Annotated in this window: 15 protein-coding genes; 11 read left to right on the forward strand and 4 right to left on the reverse strand. The window is 63.0% G+C overall.

Annotated elements, in window-relative coordinates; all coding sequences use genetic code 11:
- Positions 1 to 60 precede the first annotated feature (60 nt).
- From HOP53_RS16135 to HOP53_RS16145, 3 genes are read left to right on the forward strand one after another with little or no spacing between them, the layout of a single operon-like run.
- Complete coding sequence (locus tag HOP53_RS16135; RefSeq protein ID WP_234270971.1) at positions 61 to 1281, forward strand: ABC transporter substrate-binding protein; 1221 nt, start codon at positions 61 to 63, stop codon at positions 1279 to 1281.
- A 60-nt stretch (positions 1282 to 1341) separates the two neighbouring features.
- Complete coding sequence (locus HOP53_RS16140; RefSeq protein ID WP_010629602.1) at positions 1342 to 2229, forward strand: branched-chain amino acid ABC transporter permease; 888 nt, start codon at positions 1342 to 1344, stop codon at positions 2227 to 2229.
- Between the two features lie 4 nt (positions 2230 to 2233).
- Complete coding sequence (locus tag HOP53_RS16145; RefSeq protein ID WP_234270972.1) at positions 2234 to 3217, forward strand: branched-chain amino acid ABC transporter permease; 984 nt, start codon at positions 2234 to 2236, stop codon at positions 3215 to 3217.
- A 63-nt stretch (positions 3218 to 3280) separates the two neighbouring features.
- On the opposite strand, the gene HOP53_RS16150 is transcribed toward HOP53_RS16145, so the two are convergent.
- Positions 3281 to 4186 (reverse strand): LysR family transcriptional regulator, encoded by a 906-nt coding sequence (locus HOP53_RS16150; protein ID WP_234270973.1) that lies wholly within the window; start codon positions 4184 to 4186, stop codon positions 3281 to 3283.
- A gap of 129 nt (positions 4187 to 4315) precedes the next feature.
- Between HOP53_RS16150 and HOP53_RS16155 the strand changes: the two genes are divergently transcribed.
- The 3 genes from HOP53_RS16155 to mtgA all read left to right on the forward strand — a co-directional run bounded on the left by HOP53_RS16155 (position 4316) and on the right by mtgA (position 7167).
- Complete coding sequence (locus HOP53_RS16155; RefSeq protein WP_234270974.1) at positions 4316 to 5425, forward strand: S-(hydroxymethyl)glutathione dehydrogenase/class III alcohol dehydrogenase; 1110 nt, start codon at positions 4316 to 4318, stop codon at positions 5423 to 5425.
- A 149-nt stretch (positions 5426 to 5574) separates the two neighbouring features.
- A complete protein-coding gene (gene fghA / locus HOP53_RS16160) occupies positions 5575 to 6429 on the forward strand; it encodes an S-formylglutathione hydrolase (protein ID WP_234252759.1) in 855 nt (284 codons plus the stop codon).
- A gap of 24 nt (positions 6430 to 6453) precedes the next feature.
- Positions 6454 to 7167: a monofunctional biosynthetic peptidoglycan transglycosylase gene (gene mtgA / locus HOP53_RS16165; RefSeq protein ID WP_234270975.1), complete on the forward strand. Its 714-nt coding sequence runs from the start codon at positions 6454 to 6456 to the stop codon at positions 7165 to 7167.
- A 56-nt stretch (positions 7168 to 7223) separates the two neighbouring features.
- On the opposite strand, the gene HOP53_RS16170 is transcribed toward mtgA, so the two are convergent.
- Positions 7224 to 8138, reverse strand: coding sequence for a DMT family transporter (locus tag HOP53_RS16170; RefSeq protein ID WP_234270976.1), 915 nt, complete (start codon positions 8136 to 8138; stop codon positions 7224 to 7226).
- Between the two features lie 212 nt (positions 8139 to 8350).
- Between HOP53_RS16170 and HOP53_RS16175 the strand changes: the two genes are divergently transcribed.
- The 3 genes from HOP53_RS16175 (at position 8351) to HOP53_RS16185 (ending at position 11510) form a co-directional block, all read left to right on the forward strand.
- Entirely contained in the window at positions 8351 to 8740 is a 390-nt protein-coding gene (locus HOP53_RS16175) for a DUF4168 domain-containing protein (RefSeq protein WP_234270977.1), read from the forward strand.
- Positions 8741 to 8861: 121 nt separating this feature from the next.
- Positions 8862 to 10781 (forward strand): DUF294 nucleotidyltransferase-like domain-containing protein, encoded by a 1920-nt coding sequence (locus HOP53_RS16180; protein WP_234270978.1) that lies wholly within the window; start codon positions 8862 to 8864, stop codon positions 10779 to 10781.
- Positions 10782 to 10784: 3 nt separating this feature from the next.
- Complete coding sequence (locus HOP53_RS16185; RefSeq protein WP_234270979.1) at positions 10785 to 11510, forward strand: 3'-5' exonuclease; 726 nt, start codon at positions 10785 to 10787, stop codon at positions 11508 to 11510.
- Between the two features lie 31 nt (positions 11511 to 11541).
- Here the strand turns inward: HOP53_RS16185 and HOP53_RS16190 are convergent, their stop codons facing one another.
- Both HOP53_RS16190 and HOP53_RS16195 read right to left on the reverse strand, forming a co-directional pair.
- Complete coding sequence (locus HOP53_RS16190; protein ID WP_234270980.1) at positions 11542 to 13326, reverse strand: putative bifunctional diguanylate cyclase/phosphodiesterase; 1785 nt, start codon at positions 13324 to 13326, stop codon at positions 11542 to 11544.
- A gap of 242 nt (positions 13327 to 13568) precedes the next feature.
- Positions 13569 to 15248, reverse strand: a complete 1680-nt coding sequence (locus tag HOP53_RS16195; RefSeq protein ID WP_234270981.1) for a BCCT family transporter — start codon at positions 15246 to 15248, stop codon at positions 13569 to 13571.
- Between the two features lie 588 nt (positions 15249 to 15836).
- Here HOP53_RS16195 and HOP53_RS16200 point away from each other — a divergent pair.
- Together HOP53_RS16200 and HOP53_RS16205 are read left to right on the forward strand one after the other, a co-directional pair.
- Positions 15837 to 16982, forward strand: a complete 1146-nt coding sequence (locus HOP53_RS16200; protein ID WP_234270982.1) for an ABC transporter ATP-binding protein — start codon at positions 15837 to 15839, stop codon at positions 16980 to 16982.
- Positions 16983 to 17031: 49 nt separating this feature from the next.
- Positions 17032 to 18153, forward strand: coding sequence for an extracellular solute-binding protein (locus HOP53_RS16205; protein WP_234270983.1), 1122 nt, complete (start codon positions 17032 to 17034; stop codon positions 18151 to 18153).
- The last annotated feature ends 10 nt before the right edge of the window (positions 18154 to 18163 follow it).

Raw genomic sequence — 18163 nt, forward strand, 5'->3', positions numbered from 1 at the left:
GTACCTGTCACAACGAAGCATCACAACAACAAGCCGCCCAACCGGGCTATGGAGACGAAAATGACCTTCATCAAGAAGACCCTCGCCAGCAGCGTTGCTCTTGCCTTTACCGCCACCATGACGGCTGCCGCTCAGGCGGAAATCAGCGACGGTGAGCTCCGCATCGGCTACCTGGCGGACATGTCCGGCACCTATCGAGACCTGGCCGGACCCGGCGGTCTCGAAGCCCTGCGCATGGCGGTCGAGGACTTCGGTGGCAGCGTCAACGGCGCACCCATCCAGGTGTTCAGCGCCGACGACCGCAACAGCGCCGACGTCGGCGCCAACACCGTGCGCGAATGGATCGATACCCGCAACGTCGACATGGTGGCCGGCCTGGTGGCGTCCTCGGTGACCATAGCCGTTACCCGGGTGCTGGAGGAGAACAATGGCTTCGGCATCGTCTCCGCTTCGGCTGCCTCCAGCATTACCAACGAACACTGTACGCCCAACCATATCCACTGGGTCTACGACACCTACCCGCTGGCCAACGGCACGGCCAAGGCAGTCGTCGAGCAGGGTGGGGATACCTGGTTCATGCTCACCGCCGACTACGCTTTCGGTCATGCCCTGGAGGGCGATGTGACGCGAGTCGTAGAAGAGAACGGCGGCCAGATCGTCGGCGGCGTGCGTCATCCGTTCCCCACCGACGACTTCTCGTCCTACATCCTTCAGGCCCAGGGCTCCGGCGCCAAGATCATCGGCCTGGCCAATGCCGGTGCCGATACCGTCAATGCCATCAACACCGCCAGTCAGTTCGGCGTGGTAGAGGCCGGGCAGCAGCTGGCCGGTCTGCTGGTGTTCCTCAACGACGTGCATGCCATGGGGCTCGACGCCACCCAGGGACTGCTGTTGACCACCGGCTGGTACTGGGACATGGACGATGAGGCCCGTGAGTGGTCCGAGCGCTACTTCGAGCGCGTCGGTCGCATGCCGACCATGGTCCAGGCCGGCATCTACTCGAGCACCTATCACTACCTGCAGGCAGTCGAGGCGACCGGCAGCGATGATCCAGCTACGGTGCGTGAATACATGATGGAGCAGGAGATCAATGACTTCTTCGCCCGTAACGGTCGCTTGCGTGAAGACGGTCGCATGATCCACGACATGTACCTTGCCGAAGTGAAGTCACCGGCCGAGTCCGAAGGTGAGTGGGACCTCTACAAGATTCTCGCCACCATTCCCGCCGAAGAGGCCTACCGCCCGCTTTCCGAAAGCCAGTGCAAGCTGGTGCAGAACTGAAGCGAGCAAGATCGGCGGCGACCACGGTCGCCGCCCCTCTGACGGCGAGGAGAATCTGACATGACGATGATATTCGGCGTGCCGTTGGCGGTGTTCATGGGCCAACTTCTGTTGGGTCTGATCAACGGCGCCTTTTACGCCCTGCTGAGCCTCGGGCTGGCGGTGATCTTCGGCCTGCTGAAGATCGTCAACTTCGCCCATGGGGCCATGTACATGCTGGGGGCATTCGCCACTCTGCTGGGCATGCGCTACCTGGGCATCAATTACTGGGCGGCGCTGCTGCTGGCACCGCTCTTCGTGGGGCTGCTTGGCATGCTGATCGAGCGCGTGCTGCTACGTCGCATCGGCCACCTGGACCATCTCTATGGCTTGCTGCTGACCTTCGGCCTGGCGCTGATCTTCGAGGGTACGCTGGTCAACTTCTTCGGCGTATCCGGTGCGCGTTACCCCACCCCCGAGGCGTTGCAGGGCGGTTATCAGACCGGCTTCATGTTCCTGCCCAAGTATCGCGCCTGGGTACTGCTGGCGGCTCTCGTCGTCTGCTTTGCCACCTGGTACATCATCGAGCGCACGCGTCTCGGCGCCTACCTGCGCGCGGGCACCGAGAATCCTGCGCTGATGCAGGCTTTCGGGGTCAACGTGCCGCTGCTGGTGACGCTGACCTATGGTTTCGGCGTGGCGCTGGCGGCCTTCGCCGGCGTGCTGGCCGCACCGCTCTATCCGGTGTCGCCGACCATGGGCTCGAACCTGCTGATCGTGGTCTTCGCCGTGGTGGTCATCGGCGGCATGGGCTCCATTCTGGGGGCCATCGTCACCGGGTTGGCCATGGGCCTGATAGAAGGCCTGACCAAGGTTTACTACCCCGAGGCGGCCAATACCGTGATCTTCCTGGTAATGATCCTGGTGCTGCTGTTAAGACCCGCCGGACTGTTCGGCAAGGAGGCATGACGACATGGCCACGACTCAAACGATGACGCCCTCCATGAAGCGTGAGCGCCGCGCCAACCTGCGTCGCAATGCCTTCTACCTGGCACTGATCGCGATTGGCCTGGTAGCACCCTTCTTCGCCTACCCGGTGTTTCTGATGAAGGTGCTGTGCTTCGCGCTGTTTGCCTGCGCCTTCAATCTGCTGCTGGGCTATGCCGGGTTGCTTTCCTTCGGGCATGCGGCGTTCCTGGCTACCGGCGGTTACGTCACCGGCTATCTGCTGGCGAGCTACCCGGCGCTGACCCCGGAGCTTGGCATTCTCATCGGTACGGCTGCCGCCCTGGTACTGGGGGCTGCGTTCGGTGCGCTGTCGATACGTCGGCAGGGCATCTATTTCGCCATGGTCACGCTGGCGCTGGCCCAGCTGATGTTCTTCTTCTACATTCAGGCGCCCTTCACTGGCGGTGAGGATGGCCTGCATGGGGTGCCGCGGGGTCACTTGTTCGGCGTCATCAGCCTGCGCAGCAATCTGGCGATGTACTACTTCGTCTTCGCCATCTTCCTGTTCGGCTTTGCTCTGATCCAGCGTGCGGTGCATTCGCCCTTCGGGCAGGTGCTCAAGGCCATCCGCGAGAACGAACCGCGTGCGGTATCACTGGGCTACAACACCGATGCCTACAAGCTGGTGGCCTTCATCCTCTCCGCTGGCCTGGCCGGCCTGGCCGGTTCCACCAAGACCGTGGTGTTCCAGTTGGCCTCGCTGACCGACGCCCATTGGCACATGTCCGGTGAGGTGATTCTGATGACCCTGCTGGGGGGTGTCGGCACCCTGTTCGGCCCGGTGGTGGGCGCGGGGCTGGTGGTCAGCCTGCAGCACATGTTGGCGCAGTCGCCGCTGGGCAACTGGGTCGGACCGATTCTCGGCGTCATCTTCGTGGTCTGCGTGCTCAGCTTCCGCAGCGGCATCGTCGGCGAGGCGATGAAGATGTACCGCAAGAATTTCAAGTGAAGGCCGTCGGCAAGACCTCTTCCTGGCGCCCTGTAGGGGCGCCTTTTTTTATTGTGCCTTCTTTCATTGCACTTCCGTGGCGCAGGCATCCTCCAATCGTTGGGGTAGGTGCTCGACCAGAAAGTCGATGAACTGGCGCACCTTGGCGGCATGCTGGCGGTGGCGCGGCATGACCGCCCATACCCCGGCGTCGCGGCATTGAAACCGCGTCAGCACTTCGACCAGCTCGCCGCTGGCGAGATAGGGCATGACGTAATAATCCGGCAGTTGCGCCAGCCCCAGCCCCTTGAGCGCGGCATCGAGCAGCGCGGGCCCCGAATTGGCCTGCCACGGGCCGCTCACGCGTACCTCGCGATGCAGCCCGTCGACATCGAAGCGCCATTGGTCCCGGGTGCCGATCAGGCAGCGATGATGGATCAATTCCGCTATCGAATGGGGCTGCGACACGCTCTGGAAATAACTGGGCGAGGCGACCACATATTCGTGCCGCTCGCACAGCCGCCGAGCCACCAGCGTGGAGTCCTGCAGGGTGCCCATGCGAATGACCACGTCGTAGCCTTCGTCGATGACGTCCACCTGACGGTTGGTGAGATGCAGGCGCATCTCCAACTGGGGGTGCAGCTTGAGGAAGTCGTTGACCAGAGGAGCGATGAAGCGCTCGCCGAAGGCGGTGGCGCAGCTGAGCCGAAGAATGCCATGAGGCTTTTCCTGCAGGCTCTGCAGAGCGGCTTCGGCTTCGCGAAAGCCGTCAAGGAGTTCACGGCAGCGGGCGTAGTAGCGCTCTCCGGCATCGGTGAGATGGATCTGTCGCGTGGTGCGATAGAGCAGCGGAACCCCCAGCTCCTGTTCGAGCTGAGCGACTTGTCGGCTGATGTGCGAGTTCGAGACATGAAGTTGGCGTGCCGCGGCGGCAAAGGTGCCCAGCTTGACCACTTCCACGAAAGCTTCGATACCATCCCAATGAGCCATGTGCGCACCGTGATTATTGCACAGCAGGAATAATGTTGTGTCGCTGTTTCAGTATCATCATAGCGCCTGACGCACCTAGACTGATAGGAATCGTTACACACTGGAACGCCAAACCATCAGGAGAAAGGTATGAAGTCGCGTGCCGCCGTTGCGCTGGAAGCGGGCAAGCCCCTCGAACTCACCGAGATCGATGTACAGGATCCCAAGGCCGGTGAGGTGCTGGTGCGTATTGCCGCGACCAGCGTGTGCCACACCGACGCCTTCACGCTCTCCGGCGCCGACCCCGAAGGGCTGTTCCCCTCGGTGCTGGGCCACGAGGGCGCCGGCATCGTCGAGGCAGTGGGCGAAGGGGTCACCAGCCTCAAGCCCGGCGATCACGTCATCCCGCTGTATACCGCCGAGTGCGGCAAGTGCAAGTTCTGTCGCTCGGGCAAGACCAACCTGTGCCAGGCGGTGCGCGCCACCCAGGGCCAGGGGCTGATGCCCGACGGCACCTCGCGCTTCTCGCTCGACGGCAAGATGCTGCACCACTACATGGGCTGCTCGACCTTCAGCGAGTACACCGTGCTGCCCGAGGTCTCCCTGGCGGTGGTCTCCAAGGAGGCGCCGCTGGACAAGATCTGCCTGCTCGGCTGCGGCGTGACCACCGGCATCGGCGCGGTGCTCAACACCGCCAAGGTGGAGCCGGGCGCCACCGTCGCGGTGTTCGGCCTCGGCGCCATCGGCCTGGCGGTGATCCAGGGCGCGGTGATGGCCAAGGCCAGTCGCATCATCGCCATCGACGTCAACCCGGACAAGTTCGCGTTGGCCAAGCAGTTCGGCGCCACCGACTTCGTCAATCCCAAGGAGCATTCCGATCCGATCCAGCAGGTGATCGTCGACATGACCGACGGTGGGGTCGACTACTCCTTCGAGTGCATCGGCAACGTCAACGTGATGCGCTCGGCGCTGGAGTGCTGCCACAAGGGCTGGGGCGAATCGGTGATCATCGGTGTGGCCGGTGCCGGCGAGGAGATCTCGACGCGGCCGTTCCAGCTGGTGACCGGGCGGGTGTGGCGCGGCTCGGCATTCGGCGGGGTGAAGGGGCGCAGCGAGCTGCCCGGCTACGTGCAGCGCTACATGGACGGCGAGATCAAGATCGACGAGTTCATCACCCACGACATGCCGTTCGAACAGATCAACGAGGCGTTCGAGCTGCTGCATGCGGGCAAGAGCATTCGTACGGTGCTTCACTTTTGATAGGCGCCCGGCGCTGCGCCCACTATTAACAGGCGCCGCATTTTAGCCACGCCCGAAGCCGCGTGTCGCGCCTATAGCAGGCGCTCGCGCCCAGACTGACGAGCCGCCCAGCCTATAGCGCTGGGCGGCGAGGGTAAGGAGACCGAACGATGAGCATGACCGAGAACCTCGAGCCGATCTCGAGCAACAAGAGTTTCGGCGGCTGGCACAAGCGCTACCGGCACCGCTCGCGGGCGCTGGACTGCGAGATGGAGTTCGCCATCTACCTGCCGCCGCAGGCCGAGACCGAACGCGTGCCGCTGTTGTGGTGGCTGTCGGGGCTGACCTGCACGGACGAGAACTTCATGCAGAAGGCCGGGGCGCATCGTGTGGCAGCCGAGCTAGGCATCGCCATCATCTGCCCCGACACCAGCCCACGTGGTACCGATCTGCCCGGCGAGCACGACAGTTACGACTTCGGCTCGGGGGCGGGCTTCTACGTCAACGCGACCCAGGAGCCGTGGAAGAAGCACTATCGCATGTACGACTATGTGGCGGAGGAGCTGCCTTCGGTGGTGCGCCAGCACTTCCCGCTCAATGGTCGTGAGGCGATCAGCGGACACTCCATGGGTGGTCACGGTGCGCTGATACTGGCGCTGCGCCGACCCGGCCACTATCGCTCGGTGTCGGCCTTCTCGCCCATCGTCAATCCCACCCAGTGCCCCTGGGGACGCAAGGCGTTCCGTGGTTACCTGGGCGACGATCCCGGCGCCTGGACCCAGTATGACGCCTGCGAGCTGGTGGCCAAGGGAGCTTCGACACAGCACCTGTTCATCGATCAGGGCGAGGCGGACCAGTTTCTCGAGGAGCAGCTCAAGCCCGAGCGGCTCGAGGCCGTGTGCGAAGAGCACGATCACCCCCTGACGCTGCGCCGCCAGCCGGGGTATGATCATAGCTACTTCTTCATTGCCAGCTTCATCGAGGAGCACCTGCGTTACCATGCGGAGCATCTCTCCAAGCGCTGACTCTCCCCCTGTAAAGGGCACTGCATGATTGGTGTCCTGCTTCGCCGCGTGCTGCGATGGGCGGCCCTTGCCGGGGCCGCCTTCGTCATCTTGTCGATCCTCGCGGTCATGCTGTTGCGCCATGTACCCGTGTACGGCTCCATGGTGATGCTGGAGCGCAAGGTGCAGTCCTGGGTGGTCGGGGAGTCGCTGGCCATCCAGCATCAGTGGCGGCCCTGGGATGAGCTCTCCGATCATGCCAAGCTGGCGGTGATCGCCGCCGAGGACCAGCGCTTCCCGATCCATCGCGGCTTCGATGTCGACGAGATGCGCCGAGCCTGGGAGGCGAGCCGCAATGGCGGGCGCCTGCGCGGTGCCAGCACCATCAGTCAGCAGACGGCCAAGAATCTGTTCCTGTGGACGGGACGCAGTTGGATGCGCAAGGGCCTGGAGGCCTGGTTCACCGTGCTGATCGAGGCGCTGTGGCCCAAGCAGCGCATCCTCGAGGTCTACCTCAACATTGCCGAGTGGGATAACGGCGTGTTCGGTCTGGAGGCGGCCGGCCAGCACTACTTCGGCGTCTCGGCCGGCCGCATCAATGAAGTGCAGGCCAGCCGACTGGCGGCGATTCTGCCCAACCCGAGAGCCTGGGACGCTGCCCGGCCCGGCCCCCACGTTGAGCGTCGCAGCCAGTGGATTCGTCAGCAGATGCGCAACCTTGGCGGGCCGAGCTATCTCGAGCAGCTGGCCGCCAACTGACACGCCCTTCTGTATCTGACGCTACCCCTCTGATCGCCCCGATCTGTCATTACCCGCTAGCGCCGCCCCTGACCGCGAGCTGCCAGCACGACCCCGACGATGGTCACGGCCATGCCTGCCAGTGCTACCAGCGGCAGGCGCTCGTCGAACAGCCACCAGGCCTGTAGTGCCGTGACGGGGGGAACCAGGTAGAACAGGCTGGCCACACGCGAGGCTTCGCCGCGCCGGATGAGCGCCATCAGCAGCAGGATGGCGGCAATCGACAGCACCAGTACCAGCCAGCCCAGGGTCAGCACGAAGGTGAGCGTCCATTCGACGCGCCGCTCCTCCAGCAGTAGGGCGCCGAGGCCGAGCAGGGTGCCGGAGGAGAGGTACTGCACCACCGTGCCCGAGAGCAGCGGCATGCCGGTGCAGAAGCGCTTCTGATAGAGGGTGCCCAGGGTGATGCCGGCCAGGGCGACGAGCACGCAGGCCAGCGCGCCAAGGCCGAAGCCCTGGAACAGTGCAGTGCCCGGGTCGAGCTTGCTGCCCAGTACCAGCGTGATGCCGACCAGGCCCAGCGCCAGTCCCAGCCACTGGGTGGCGGCGATGCGCTCGCCCAGCATCGGCCCGGCCAGGGTCGCGGTCAGGAGCGGCTGCAGACCGACCAGCAGGGCCGTGAGACCTGCCGGCATGCCCAGGTAGATACCGTAGAAGACGCCGCCCAGATAGGCACCGTGCACCAGCAGCCCCGAGACGGCGATATGACCCTTGAGCCGCCAGCCGGTGGGCCAGGCGCTGCCCATCAGCTTGACCAAGGGAATCAACAGGGCCAGGGTCAGCACGAAGCGGATGAACAGGAAGGTGAAGGGTTCGGCATGGGGCAGGCCGAACTTTGCGCCGATGAAGCCGGTACTCCACAGAGCGACGAAGAGTATCGGCATGCTGGCCAGCAACGCGGCATCGAAGCGTGAAGTGGCGGTGCTTGGCATCGGCAGTAGTTCCTTGAAATGCAGTCGAGGGGATATCGACGATACTTGGTTGCCGTTGGGGGCGAAAGCTAGCAGGTTAACTTTTTCCACGCTGTTTCAGGGCGCCGCACTGAAACGGTCAAAAATTACACTCTGTAACATGAAAAACTGAACTCCGAGCGCTTACGCTCGTCAGACTCCCTACATTCACCGCAACACCCTTGGAGGTATTCATGCAACGGATGACTGCACTGTTCTCGGCCGCCCTGCTCACTGCCGGGCTGATGACCGCACAGGCGCACGCTCAGCAAGATCCCGCCCAGGACCCGGCAGCCCAGCCGCAAGCGCAGGCACCCGCTCAGGACTTCTCCGATGATCAGCTTCAGCAGTTTGCCGATGCCTCCCAGGAAATCGCCGTGATTTCGCAGGAGTATACCGAGCGTCTGCATGCGGCCGAAGACGAGCAGACCCAGCAGGAAGTGCGCATGGAAGCCAACGACCGCATGGTCGAAGTGGTCGAGGAGAACGGCCTCGATGTGGATACCTTCAATGCCATCGGCCATGCCATCCAGCAGGATCCTGAGCTGATGCAGCGCGTGCAGCAGATGGCCGAGCAGTCGTAAACGACGCTATCAGCCAAGCTGACTGGAAAGGCCGCTTCGAGCGGCCTTTCTTGTGTTTGGCATTCGCCCCCCTTTACTCTGTCGGGGCACGTCGTTACCGCCACAGGGAGCCCGCTGCGACATGGATGCGGAAGTACTCGAGATTCGCCAGCACATGGGGCGCTTCCCGCCTTTCGAAGCCCTGGACGATGAGCTGCTCGACGAGGTGGCCGGGCAGGTCGAGGTGGGCTACTTCCAGGCGGGGTCCGACATTCTGCAGTTCGATCAGGAATTGCATGAACTCTGTTATATCCGTAGCGGAGCCGTGGAGGTGCGGCGCCGCACGGGCGATCTGTACAATCGTCTGGGCGAAGGGGACATCTTCGGCCACTTCAGCCTGCTGAGGAACAATCGGGTACGTTTTCCCGCCCGCGCCCTGGAAGACACCCTGATCTACTTCATTCCCGAGGATATCTTCGTGCGCCTGTGCGAGGCCGACGAACACTTCTCCGACTTCGTCGAGCTGGAGCGCCCGCGGTTGGAAGCGGCGGTGGAGCAGCACAAGAAGGCCAACGATATGATGATCACCCGGGTGCGCAAGCTGCTCACCCGCTACCCGGTGATGGTCGAGGCCAGCGCCACGGTGCAGGAAGCGGCGCGCCAGATCACCGAGGCTCAGGCATCGTCGGCGCTGATCCTCGATGAACCCGGCGACGATCACGATCCCCGCCACACCTTCACCGACAGCCAGGACCGCCCCTGGCGGCTGCGGGGCATCCTCACCGACAGCGACTTTCGTACGCGCATCGTGGCCGAAGGGCTGCCGCCCGACACCCCAGTGGGAGAGCTGACGGGGGGCAGACTGATCACGATTCAGTCCGACGAGTCCGTGCACGAAGCAATGCTGTGCATGCTGCGCAACAATATCCATCACCTGCCGGTGCTCTACCGTCGGCGGCCGATGGGCATCGTCCATCTCTCGGACATCATCCGCTACGAGACGCACAGCAGCCTCTACCTGGTGAGCAATATCTTTCATCAGTCCAGCGTCGAAGGGCTGGCGCGGCTGGCCCCGGACGTGCGCGTCGCCTTCGTACGTATGGTGGAAGAGGGGGCCAACTCCCAGATGGTGGGAACGGCGCTCTCCACCATCGGGCGCAGCTTCGTGCGGCGGCTGCTGGAGCTGGGCGAAGCGTCGCTGGGTCCACCGCCCGTGGCGTACTGCTTCATGGTCAACGGTTCCATGGCGCGCAACGAGCAGACCGTCGTCACCGATCAGGACAATGCCTTGATCCTGGCCGACGACTTCGACTCGGCCCGGCATGACGACTATTTCGCCAGTCTGGCGAAGTTCGTCAGCGATGGGCTAGCGGCCTGCGGCTACACCTACTGCAAGGGCGAGGTCATGGCCACCAACCCCAGATGGCGCCAGCCACTCAAAGTGTGGAAGCGCTACTTCAGCGAGTGGATCGACTCGCCCACCCCTGAGCGCCTGCTGCACTGTTCGATCTTCTTCGACCTCGACAGCGCCTTCGGCGAGGAAGCCTACATCGAGCAGCTACAGGACCTCATCGCCGACAAGGCGCCACGCAGCCCCCGGTTTCTGGCCGCGGTGGCGCGCAATGCGCTGAACCGCACGCCGCCGCTGGGCTTCTTTCGTACCTTCGTGATGGAGAAGGATGGCAAGCACAACAACTCCATCAACCTAAAGCGCCGGGGCACGGCGCCGCTGGTCGATCTGATCCGCGTGCACGCCCTGGCCTGTGGCTCACGGGCCCAGAACAGCTTCGAGCGGCTGGACGACATTGCCGCTACACAGCTGTTGGCGCCGGGCGTCGATGCCAAGCTGCGTCATGCCATGGAGCTGCTCTCCATGGTGCGGATTCGCCATCAGGTCATCGATCTTCAGCAGGAGCACGAGCCGGACAACAACATCGAGCCGGAAAACGTCGCCGACAGCGAGCGCCACCATCTCAAGGATGCGTTTCAGGTCCTCAGCCGTGCCCAGAAGTTCCTCAAGTATCGCTACCCGATACCGGGACCCAGCGGCCGGGATCGTTGAAGCATGCTGTCCCATCGCCTGGCATCGCGTTCACAGGGGCAGGAGTGGCCCGCCTACCTGCAACAGCGTGCCGACGCAGCCCACGATCCGCTACTGAAAACCTTTTTCGCCGCCGGTTGTCCCGCGCCCGAGACGCCGATCGGCGAGGCACCGCTGGTCGCTTTGGACTTGGAAACCACCGGGCTCGACGTTCAGCGTCACGCCATCGTCAGCATCGGTCTGGTGCCCTTCAGTCTGTCGCGCATTCCGCTGGCACGGCGACGTTACTGGGTCGTGCGCCCCAGCCGGGCGCTCTCCGATGCTTCCATCACCCTGCACCGCATCACGCATACCGAAGTGGCCGAGGCGCCCGATTTCGGCGAGATCCTGCCCGAGCTCCTTGAGGCCTTGGCCGGGCGCATCGTCGTCGTGCACTTCCGCCATATCGAGCGGCCCTTTCTCGCCGACGCGATCAAGGCGCGGTTGGGGGAAGGGGCGCGGTTTCCGATGATCGATACCATGTCGCTGGAAGCGCGGCTGCACCGGCTCTCGCTGTGGGCGCGCCTGCAGCGCTGGATGCGGCGGCCGCCGGTTTCGATACGCCTGGGAGACAGTCGGCGGCGCTATGGGCTACCGGATTACCAAGGCCATCATGCGCTGATCGATGCTCTGGCAACTGCCGAACTGTTCCAGGCGCAGGTAGCCAGGCACTACGACGCCGCGACGCCTGTAAGCAAGCTCTGGACCTGACGCCGAGCCTTCGGCAGATGGCCAAGCTCGACTACAGCCACAGCTCGGCAAAGGTATCGCCATCCACGGGGCGGCCGAAATGGAAGCCCTGTACGCCGGTGCAGCCCAGTGCGCGTAGCGCCTCGGCCTGTTCGGCCTCCTCGACACCCTCGGCAACGGTCTGCATGCCCAGGGTTTGAGCCATGGCGATGATGGTCGAAACGATGGCGTGATCGTGGCTGCTCTTGAGCATGTCCTGAACGAAGGACATGTCGATCTTGAGGGTGTCGGCGGCAAAGCGCTTGAGGTAGGTGAGAGAGGAGTAACCGGTACCGAAGTCGTCGATGGCCAGACTGAAACCGGCCTTGCACAGGGCGCGTGTGATGCGCACGGTCTGTTCGGGGTTGCGCATCAGGCCGCTTTCCGTCAGTTCCAGTCCTAGCTTGCCGGGGGGAACCCGGGTGGCGATGCGCTGGATATGTTCGGCCAGACGTGGGTCATCCATCTGCTGGGCGGACACGTTGACGCTGAGCCGGCCCGGAAACGGTTTGCCTCGTCGCTCCCAGGTTTCGATCTGCTGACAGGCGGCTTCCAGCACCCATTCGCCCAGCGGCCGGATGAGACCCTGCTCCTCCGCCAAGGGTATGAAGGTGCCGGGGCTGACCTGGCCGAGGATCTCATCGTGCCAGCGGCACAGAGCTTCGGCACCGATCAACTTGCCGTTCTTGAGGCTGAACTGAGGCTGGAAGGCCAGCGACAGCTTGTCCTTGGCCAGGGCGTCGCTGAATCGCAGCTGCAATATTTCGTGCTGCTGCAGTTCATCGGCCATGGTGGCGGTGAAGAAACGCGTGCGGCTGCTGTCGCGCTTGGCATGGTTGAGCGCAATGCTGGCGTGCTGGAACAGTGACTGCGCGTTGTCGGCATCGCGTGGGAACAGCGCGGCGCCGACACTTGCGGAGATCGAGAAGCTGCGCTCCGAGAGCTGAATCGGCGCCAGCAGGCTGTTGCGGTAGCGCTCGATGGCGTGCGCCATGGCGGCCGGCCGGGTATCGGTTAGCAGCACCATGAACTCATCCCCGCCCAGGCGGGCAAGGAATTCACCCGCCTCGGCCTGGGTGCTGAAGCGGCTGGCGATCTCGGCGAGCACCTGATCGCCCAGCTCGTGGCCTTGAGTATCGTTGATCTGACGAAAACGCTGCAGGTCGAGATAGAGCAGGCCCAGGCAGCTGTCGCGCAGCCGCGCCTGCTCGCAAGCCTCTTCCAGTCGCTCCATCAGGCAGCGCCGGTTGGGTAGCCCCGTGACGCTGTCCCAATAGATGAGCTGCTGGATGCGATAGTCACTGCTGCGCCGCTTTTCCTCCTCGGAACGGCGTGCCATCTCCGCGCCGGCCTGGGCCGCAGCAATCCGCAGCACCTCCGAACCATAGGCGGCAAGGTCAAGCGGCCGGCTCGAAAGCACGGCCAGCAGGCCGACGAGGTGGCCCTGGGGGGCGCGCAGCGGAACGCCCACGTAGCTCTCGACTCCCAGCTCCCGCAACATGACATCGTCCGGAAAGCGTTGACAGACGTCCTCGCTGAATTCGCACACCTCGTCGTTCAGCACGTGCTCGCAGGGCGTGCCGGCCAGCGTGTAGACGGCGGCGGGCTGCAGCGAGCCGTGCGACCAGAAAGCGACGGTGCGGATGGTGGCGTTATCGGAAAGTAGCTTGCCGATAAGCACATGCTCCCCATCGAAAATGGCAGAGAGCCGTTCGACGAGATGGTCGAACGCGAGGGGAGTGCCGGCCTTGCCCAAGCCATCGGCGAGCAGACGAAAGGCGTCTTCGGGTGCCATCATGGGCGTAGAACGGCTCCTTCGGCATAGTTGTAATGATCTATTCGAAATATGCCCGAAGCGGTGGCGGGTTACTAGTGGCCGTATGGTGCATGAACCACTTGACTATTGGGTTTTTTCTCAATCCCCATGGTCGCGTCGTGTTATCGCTTCGGCTGGTTGAAGTTGCTTCGCTGGACTTGACGCGACACAAGACTGGGGACCGGGCGGCCTTCCGTGGCCGCGCTGGCAGGGCGACTTGAGGATCAGCCGCGAGGCTCGCTCATCAGACCCTTGACGATGGCATAACATGCCACCAGCAGGACCAGGGTGAAGGGCAGCCCCGTGGAGACCGCCATCGCCTGCAGGGCGATCAGGCCGCCGCCAAGCAATAGGGCAATGGCGATGACACCTTCGATGATGGCCCAGAACACGCGCTGTGGTTTGGGCGCATCGACCTTGCCGCCGGCGGTGATGGTATCGATCACCAGCGAGCCGGAGTCCGACGAGGTGATGAAGAACACCACTACCAGCACGATCCCCACGAACGAGGTGATCGCCGTCAGCGGCAACTCGCCCAGCATGACGAACAGCTGCAGCTCGAGGGCGGCGTCCTGCACGCCTTCGAAGCCGGCGCCGACCAGCTGGTCGATGGCAGTGCCGCCAAAGGCGGTCATCCACAGCACCGACACCAGCGAGGGCACCAGCAGCACGGCGATCAGGAACTCGCGCACGCTGCGGCCACGGCTGACACGGGCGATGAACATGCCGACGAAGGGCGACCAGGAGATCCACCAGGCCCAGTAGAAGGCGGTCCAGCCCTGGGTGAAGTTGGCATCCTCGCGCCCGAAGGGGTTGGAGAGGGCTGGCAGGTTGACCACATAGGCACCGAGATTCTGGAAGAAACCGGTGAGGATCAATAGGGTCGGTCCTACCAGAATCACGAACAGCAGCAGCATCACGGCCAGGATCATGTTGATCTCGGAGAGACGGCGTACCCCCTTGTCGACCCCGGCGAGGATCGACACGATGGCCACGGCGGTGATGCCCAGGATCAGCAGCACCATGGTGGTGTCTCCCTCGGGGAAGCCCAAGAGATAGCTCAGGCCGGCCGAGGCCTGCGAGGCCCCGATCCCCAGCGAGGTGGCGAGACCGAACAGGGTGGCAAACACCGCCAGGATGTCGATGACATGCCCAGGCCAGCCCCACACCCGCTCGCCCAAAAGCGGATAGAAGATGGAACGCATGGTCAGCGGCAGGCCTTTGTTGAAGGAGAAAATGGCCAGTGCCAGTGCCACCACGGCGTAGATTGCCCAGGGGTGCAGCCCCCAGTGATAGATCGTCGCGGCCATGCCCAGCCTGGCTGCTGCCTCCGGGTCGTCGGCGGCTGCGCCGAGAGGAGCCCAGTCGGTGCGCATGCCATCCTCGACGGTGGTACCGCCCAGGGCCGCCCCGAAGTGCGACATGGGCTCGGATACCCCGTAGAACATCAGGCCGATACCCATGCCGGCGGCGAACAGCATGGCGAACCAGCCGGTGTAGCTGAAATCGGGCTTGGCATGCATGCCGCCGATGCGCACCTTGCCCAGCGGCGACACGATCAGTGCTAGGCACAGCAGCACGAAGATGTTGCCGGCCAAAAGAAAGAACCATGCCAGGTTGCCGGTAAGCCAGTCGCGCATGGCGTTGAACAGCGGCTCGACCTCGGCCTGCAGGGCAAGGGTGATTACCACGAAGAACACCGTGACCAGTGCCGAGATGGTAAATACCTTGCCGTGCAGGTCGATGCTGAAGCCGAGCTTGTCGGTGGCCAGATTGTCCTGGCCAATGACGTAGTCGGTATCGATCAAGTTGGCCGGTCCTTCCGGAGCTGGCACGCCTTCGGAGGTCTCGGCCACCTTGTGGCGTTCATCGCGAGAAGTGTTGTCCACGTTACGCTCTCCCATTGAAACGTCCTGGTACGAGGATGGTGGTGTTGTGATGTTTGTTGCGGTGTTGCCGGACGAACCGGCGACCAACAAGAGGGCGTAAGTCCCTCTATCTAGTTGGTCAGGTCGATGGAAATCATGACCTTGCTTTGCATGCCGTGTAGTAGATGCAATCAGCCGATGCAATCGAAGAGGTATGCCGAGGCGTGCAAGACGACACCGTAGTCCCCCCACGTCAAGTCTGGCATCGTTGGCGAGCCATGCCAGCCTGATAGCGCTATCGAACCGTACGCATAGCGGCATTAATTGTGGACAGAAACTATACACGAAAATCACTTGGCCTGCCGAGGCGCCCCCGCTCGCTTGCTTTAATTAGGATCAAACGGGGAAATTGAGCGTAATCATCAGGTTTTATTGGGTAACTATGCGTAATCGATAAGGTCTCGTCTGTCCCGCCTTGGCTTCAACGCTTTTTGGACACAGTGGGGATTGCGGTGGAGAGCGAGTAGCGCATAGGGTAAGTAGCTACAATGATAAAGAACCAGCCAGCTTGCGTGAGCGAAGTCACACGGCTTTGCCGGATCTGGTTGTGAGTGAGAACCCTGCATGAACGAAAGTTTGCAACAAGCGCGCGATGACAGCGCAAGAGAAGTCAGTCACGCAGCGGAAGCGCACTTCGTCCGTTTCATCAATGTCCAGAAGAGCTACGACGGCGTCGAACTGGTGGTGAAGGGGTTCGACCTAGACATCCACAAGGGCGAATTCGTCACCTTGCTGGGGCCTTCCGGATCGGGCAAGACCACTTGTCTGATGATGATGGCGGGCTTCGAGACTCCCACTCATGGCCAGATTCTGCTCAAGGGAGAGCCCATCAACGACCTGCCGCCGCACAAGCGGGGCATCGGCATGGTGTTTCAGAATTATGCGCTCTTTCCCCATATGTCGGTAGCCGAAAATCTTTCCTTCCCGCTCGAGGTTCGTCGTCTCTCCAAGGCGGAAATCAAGCGCAAGGTAGCGCGGGCGTTGGCCATGGTGCGTCTTGAGAATTTTGGTGACCGCCGGCCGGCGCAGCTTTCGGGCGGTCAGCAGCAGCGGGTGGCGCTGGCCCGAGCGCTGGTCTTCGAGCCCGAGCTGGTGCTGATGGACGAGCCGCTGGGCGCGCTGGACAAGAATCTGCGTGAGGAGATGCAGTACGAGATCAAGCGCATCCATGCCGAACTGGGGGTCAGCATGATCTACGTGACCCACGACCAGACCGAAGCCTTGACCATGTCCGACCGTATCGCCGTGTTCAACGATGGCGTCGTGCAGCAGCTGGCAGCCCCGGAAACTCTCTATGAAGCTCCTGAGAACGCTTTCGTTGCCAACTTCATCGGTGAGAACAACCGGCTCTACGGCGAAGTGACGGAAATGATTGGCGACAAGTGCCAGGTGCGTCTCGACAGCGGGGAAACGGTGCTGGCCAAGCCCGTTGCCGCTGGTGGAATTGGTGCGCGTACCACGCTCTCGCTGCGCCCCGAGCGTGTCGACATCTTATCGAGTGATGCCGAAGTGTCTTTCGACAACCGCTTTCGCGCCGAGGTGAGAGAGGTGATCTACCTCGGCGACCACTTGCGCACACGGGTCAGCGTATGTGGCACCGACGAGTTCATCCTCAAGACCCCCAATGCAAAACACTATGCCTCGCTGAGGCCAGGGCAGTCGGTCGATATCGGCTGGTCCAGCAGCGACTGTCGGGCGCTGGACGCCTGACCTACGTCGAACCCATGGCAGTTCAACAAGAAAAAGAGGAAGGTGGACGATGAAACGTGACACTCAACAAGCAGGGAAACCGGCACTCAAGCTGATGGTATGTGCCGTGGCCGGCGCCTCGGTCTTGGGGCTGGCGAGCGTTGCCCAGGCTCAGCAGACGCTCAACATCGTCTCCTGGGGCGGGGCCTACAGCATGAGTCAGGAGCGGGCCTATCACGAGCCCTGGATGGAGAAGACCGGCGACAATATCGTCAACATCGACCGCAGCGCCAACGCCCTGGCCGGCCTGCGCGCCCAGTCCCAGGCGGGCAACGTCACCTGGGATCTGGTCGACATGCTGCCGGCGGATGCCATGATCGCCTGTGCCGAAGGTCTGATCGAGCCACTCGATCACGATGAGCTGCTGGCGCCGGCACCCGACGGAACACCTGCCAGTGAAGACTTCGTCGATGGCGCGCTGGGCGAGTGCTTCGTGGCCTCGATCGTCTACTCCAACATCGTTGCCTTCAATAGCTCGATGTTCCCCGAGGACAAGCAGCCGAGCACCATCGAGGATGTGTTCGACCTGGAAAACTATCCGGGCCAGCGTGCGCTGATGCGGCGGCCCATCAACAACATGGAGTGGGCCCTGATCGCCGACGGCGTGGACCGTGAGGACGTCTACGACATGCTCGAGACGGAAGAGGGCATTCAGCGCGCCTTCGCCAAGCTCGACACCATCAAGGACCACGTCATCTGGTGGGAAGAGGGCTCGCAGCCACCGCAGCTGCTGGCGGACCGTGAGGTCGCCTTCGCCTCGGCCTACAACGGTCGTATCTTCGATGCGATGGTGAGCGAGAATCAGCCCTTCGAGATCATCTGGGACGCCCAGGTATTCGAGCTGGATGGCTGGGTGGTGCCGACCGGCAAGCTCGACAAGGTACGCGACTATCTCTACTTCGCCACCGACACCCAGCGGCTGGCCGATCAAGCCCAGTACATCTCCTATGGTCCGGCGCGTCTCTCGTCTTCCGAGTATGTCTCCACCCATGCCGAGACCGGCATCGAGATGGAGCCGCACATGCCCACCTACGGGCCCAACTTCGCGACCGCGCTCCAGAAAGACGATGAGTTCTGGGCCGACTACAGCGACGAGCTGAATCAGCGCTTCGACGCCTGGCTGGCTCAGTAAGGTGTGATCG

The sequence above is a fragment of the Billgrantia ethanolica genome, from assembly GCF_021404305.1.
Classification (GTDB): Bacteria; Pseudomonadota; Gammaproteobacteria; order Pseudomonadales; family Halomonadaceae; genus Halomonas; species Halomonas ethanolica.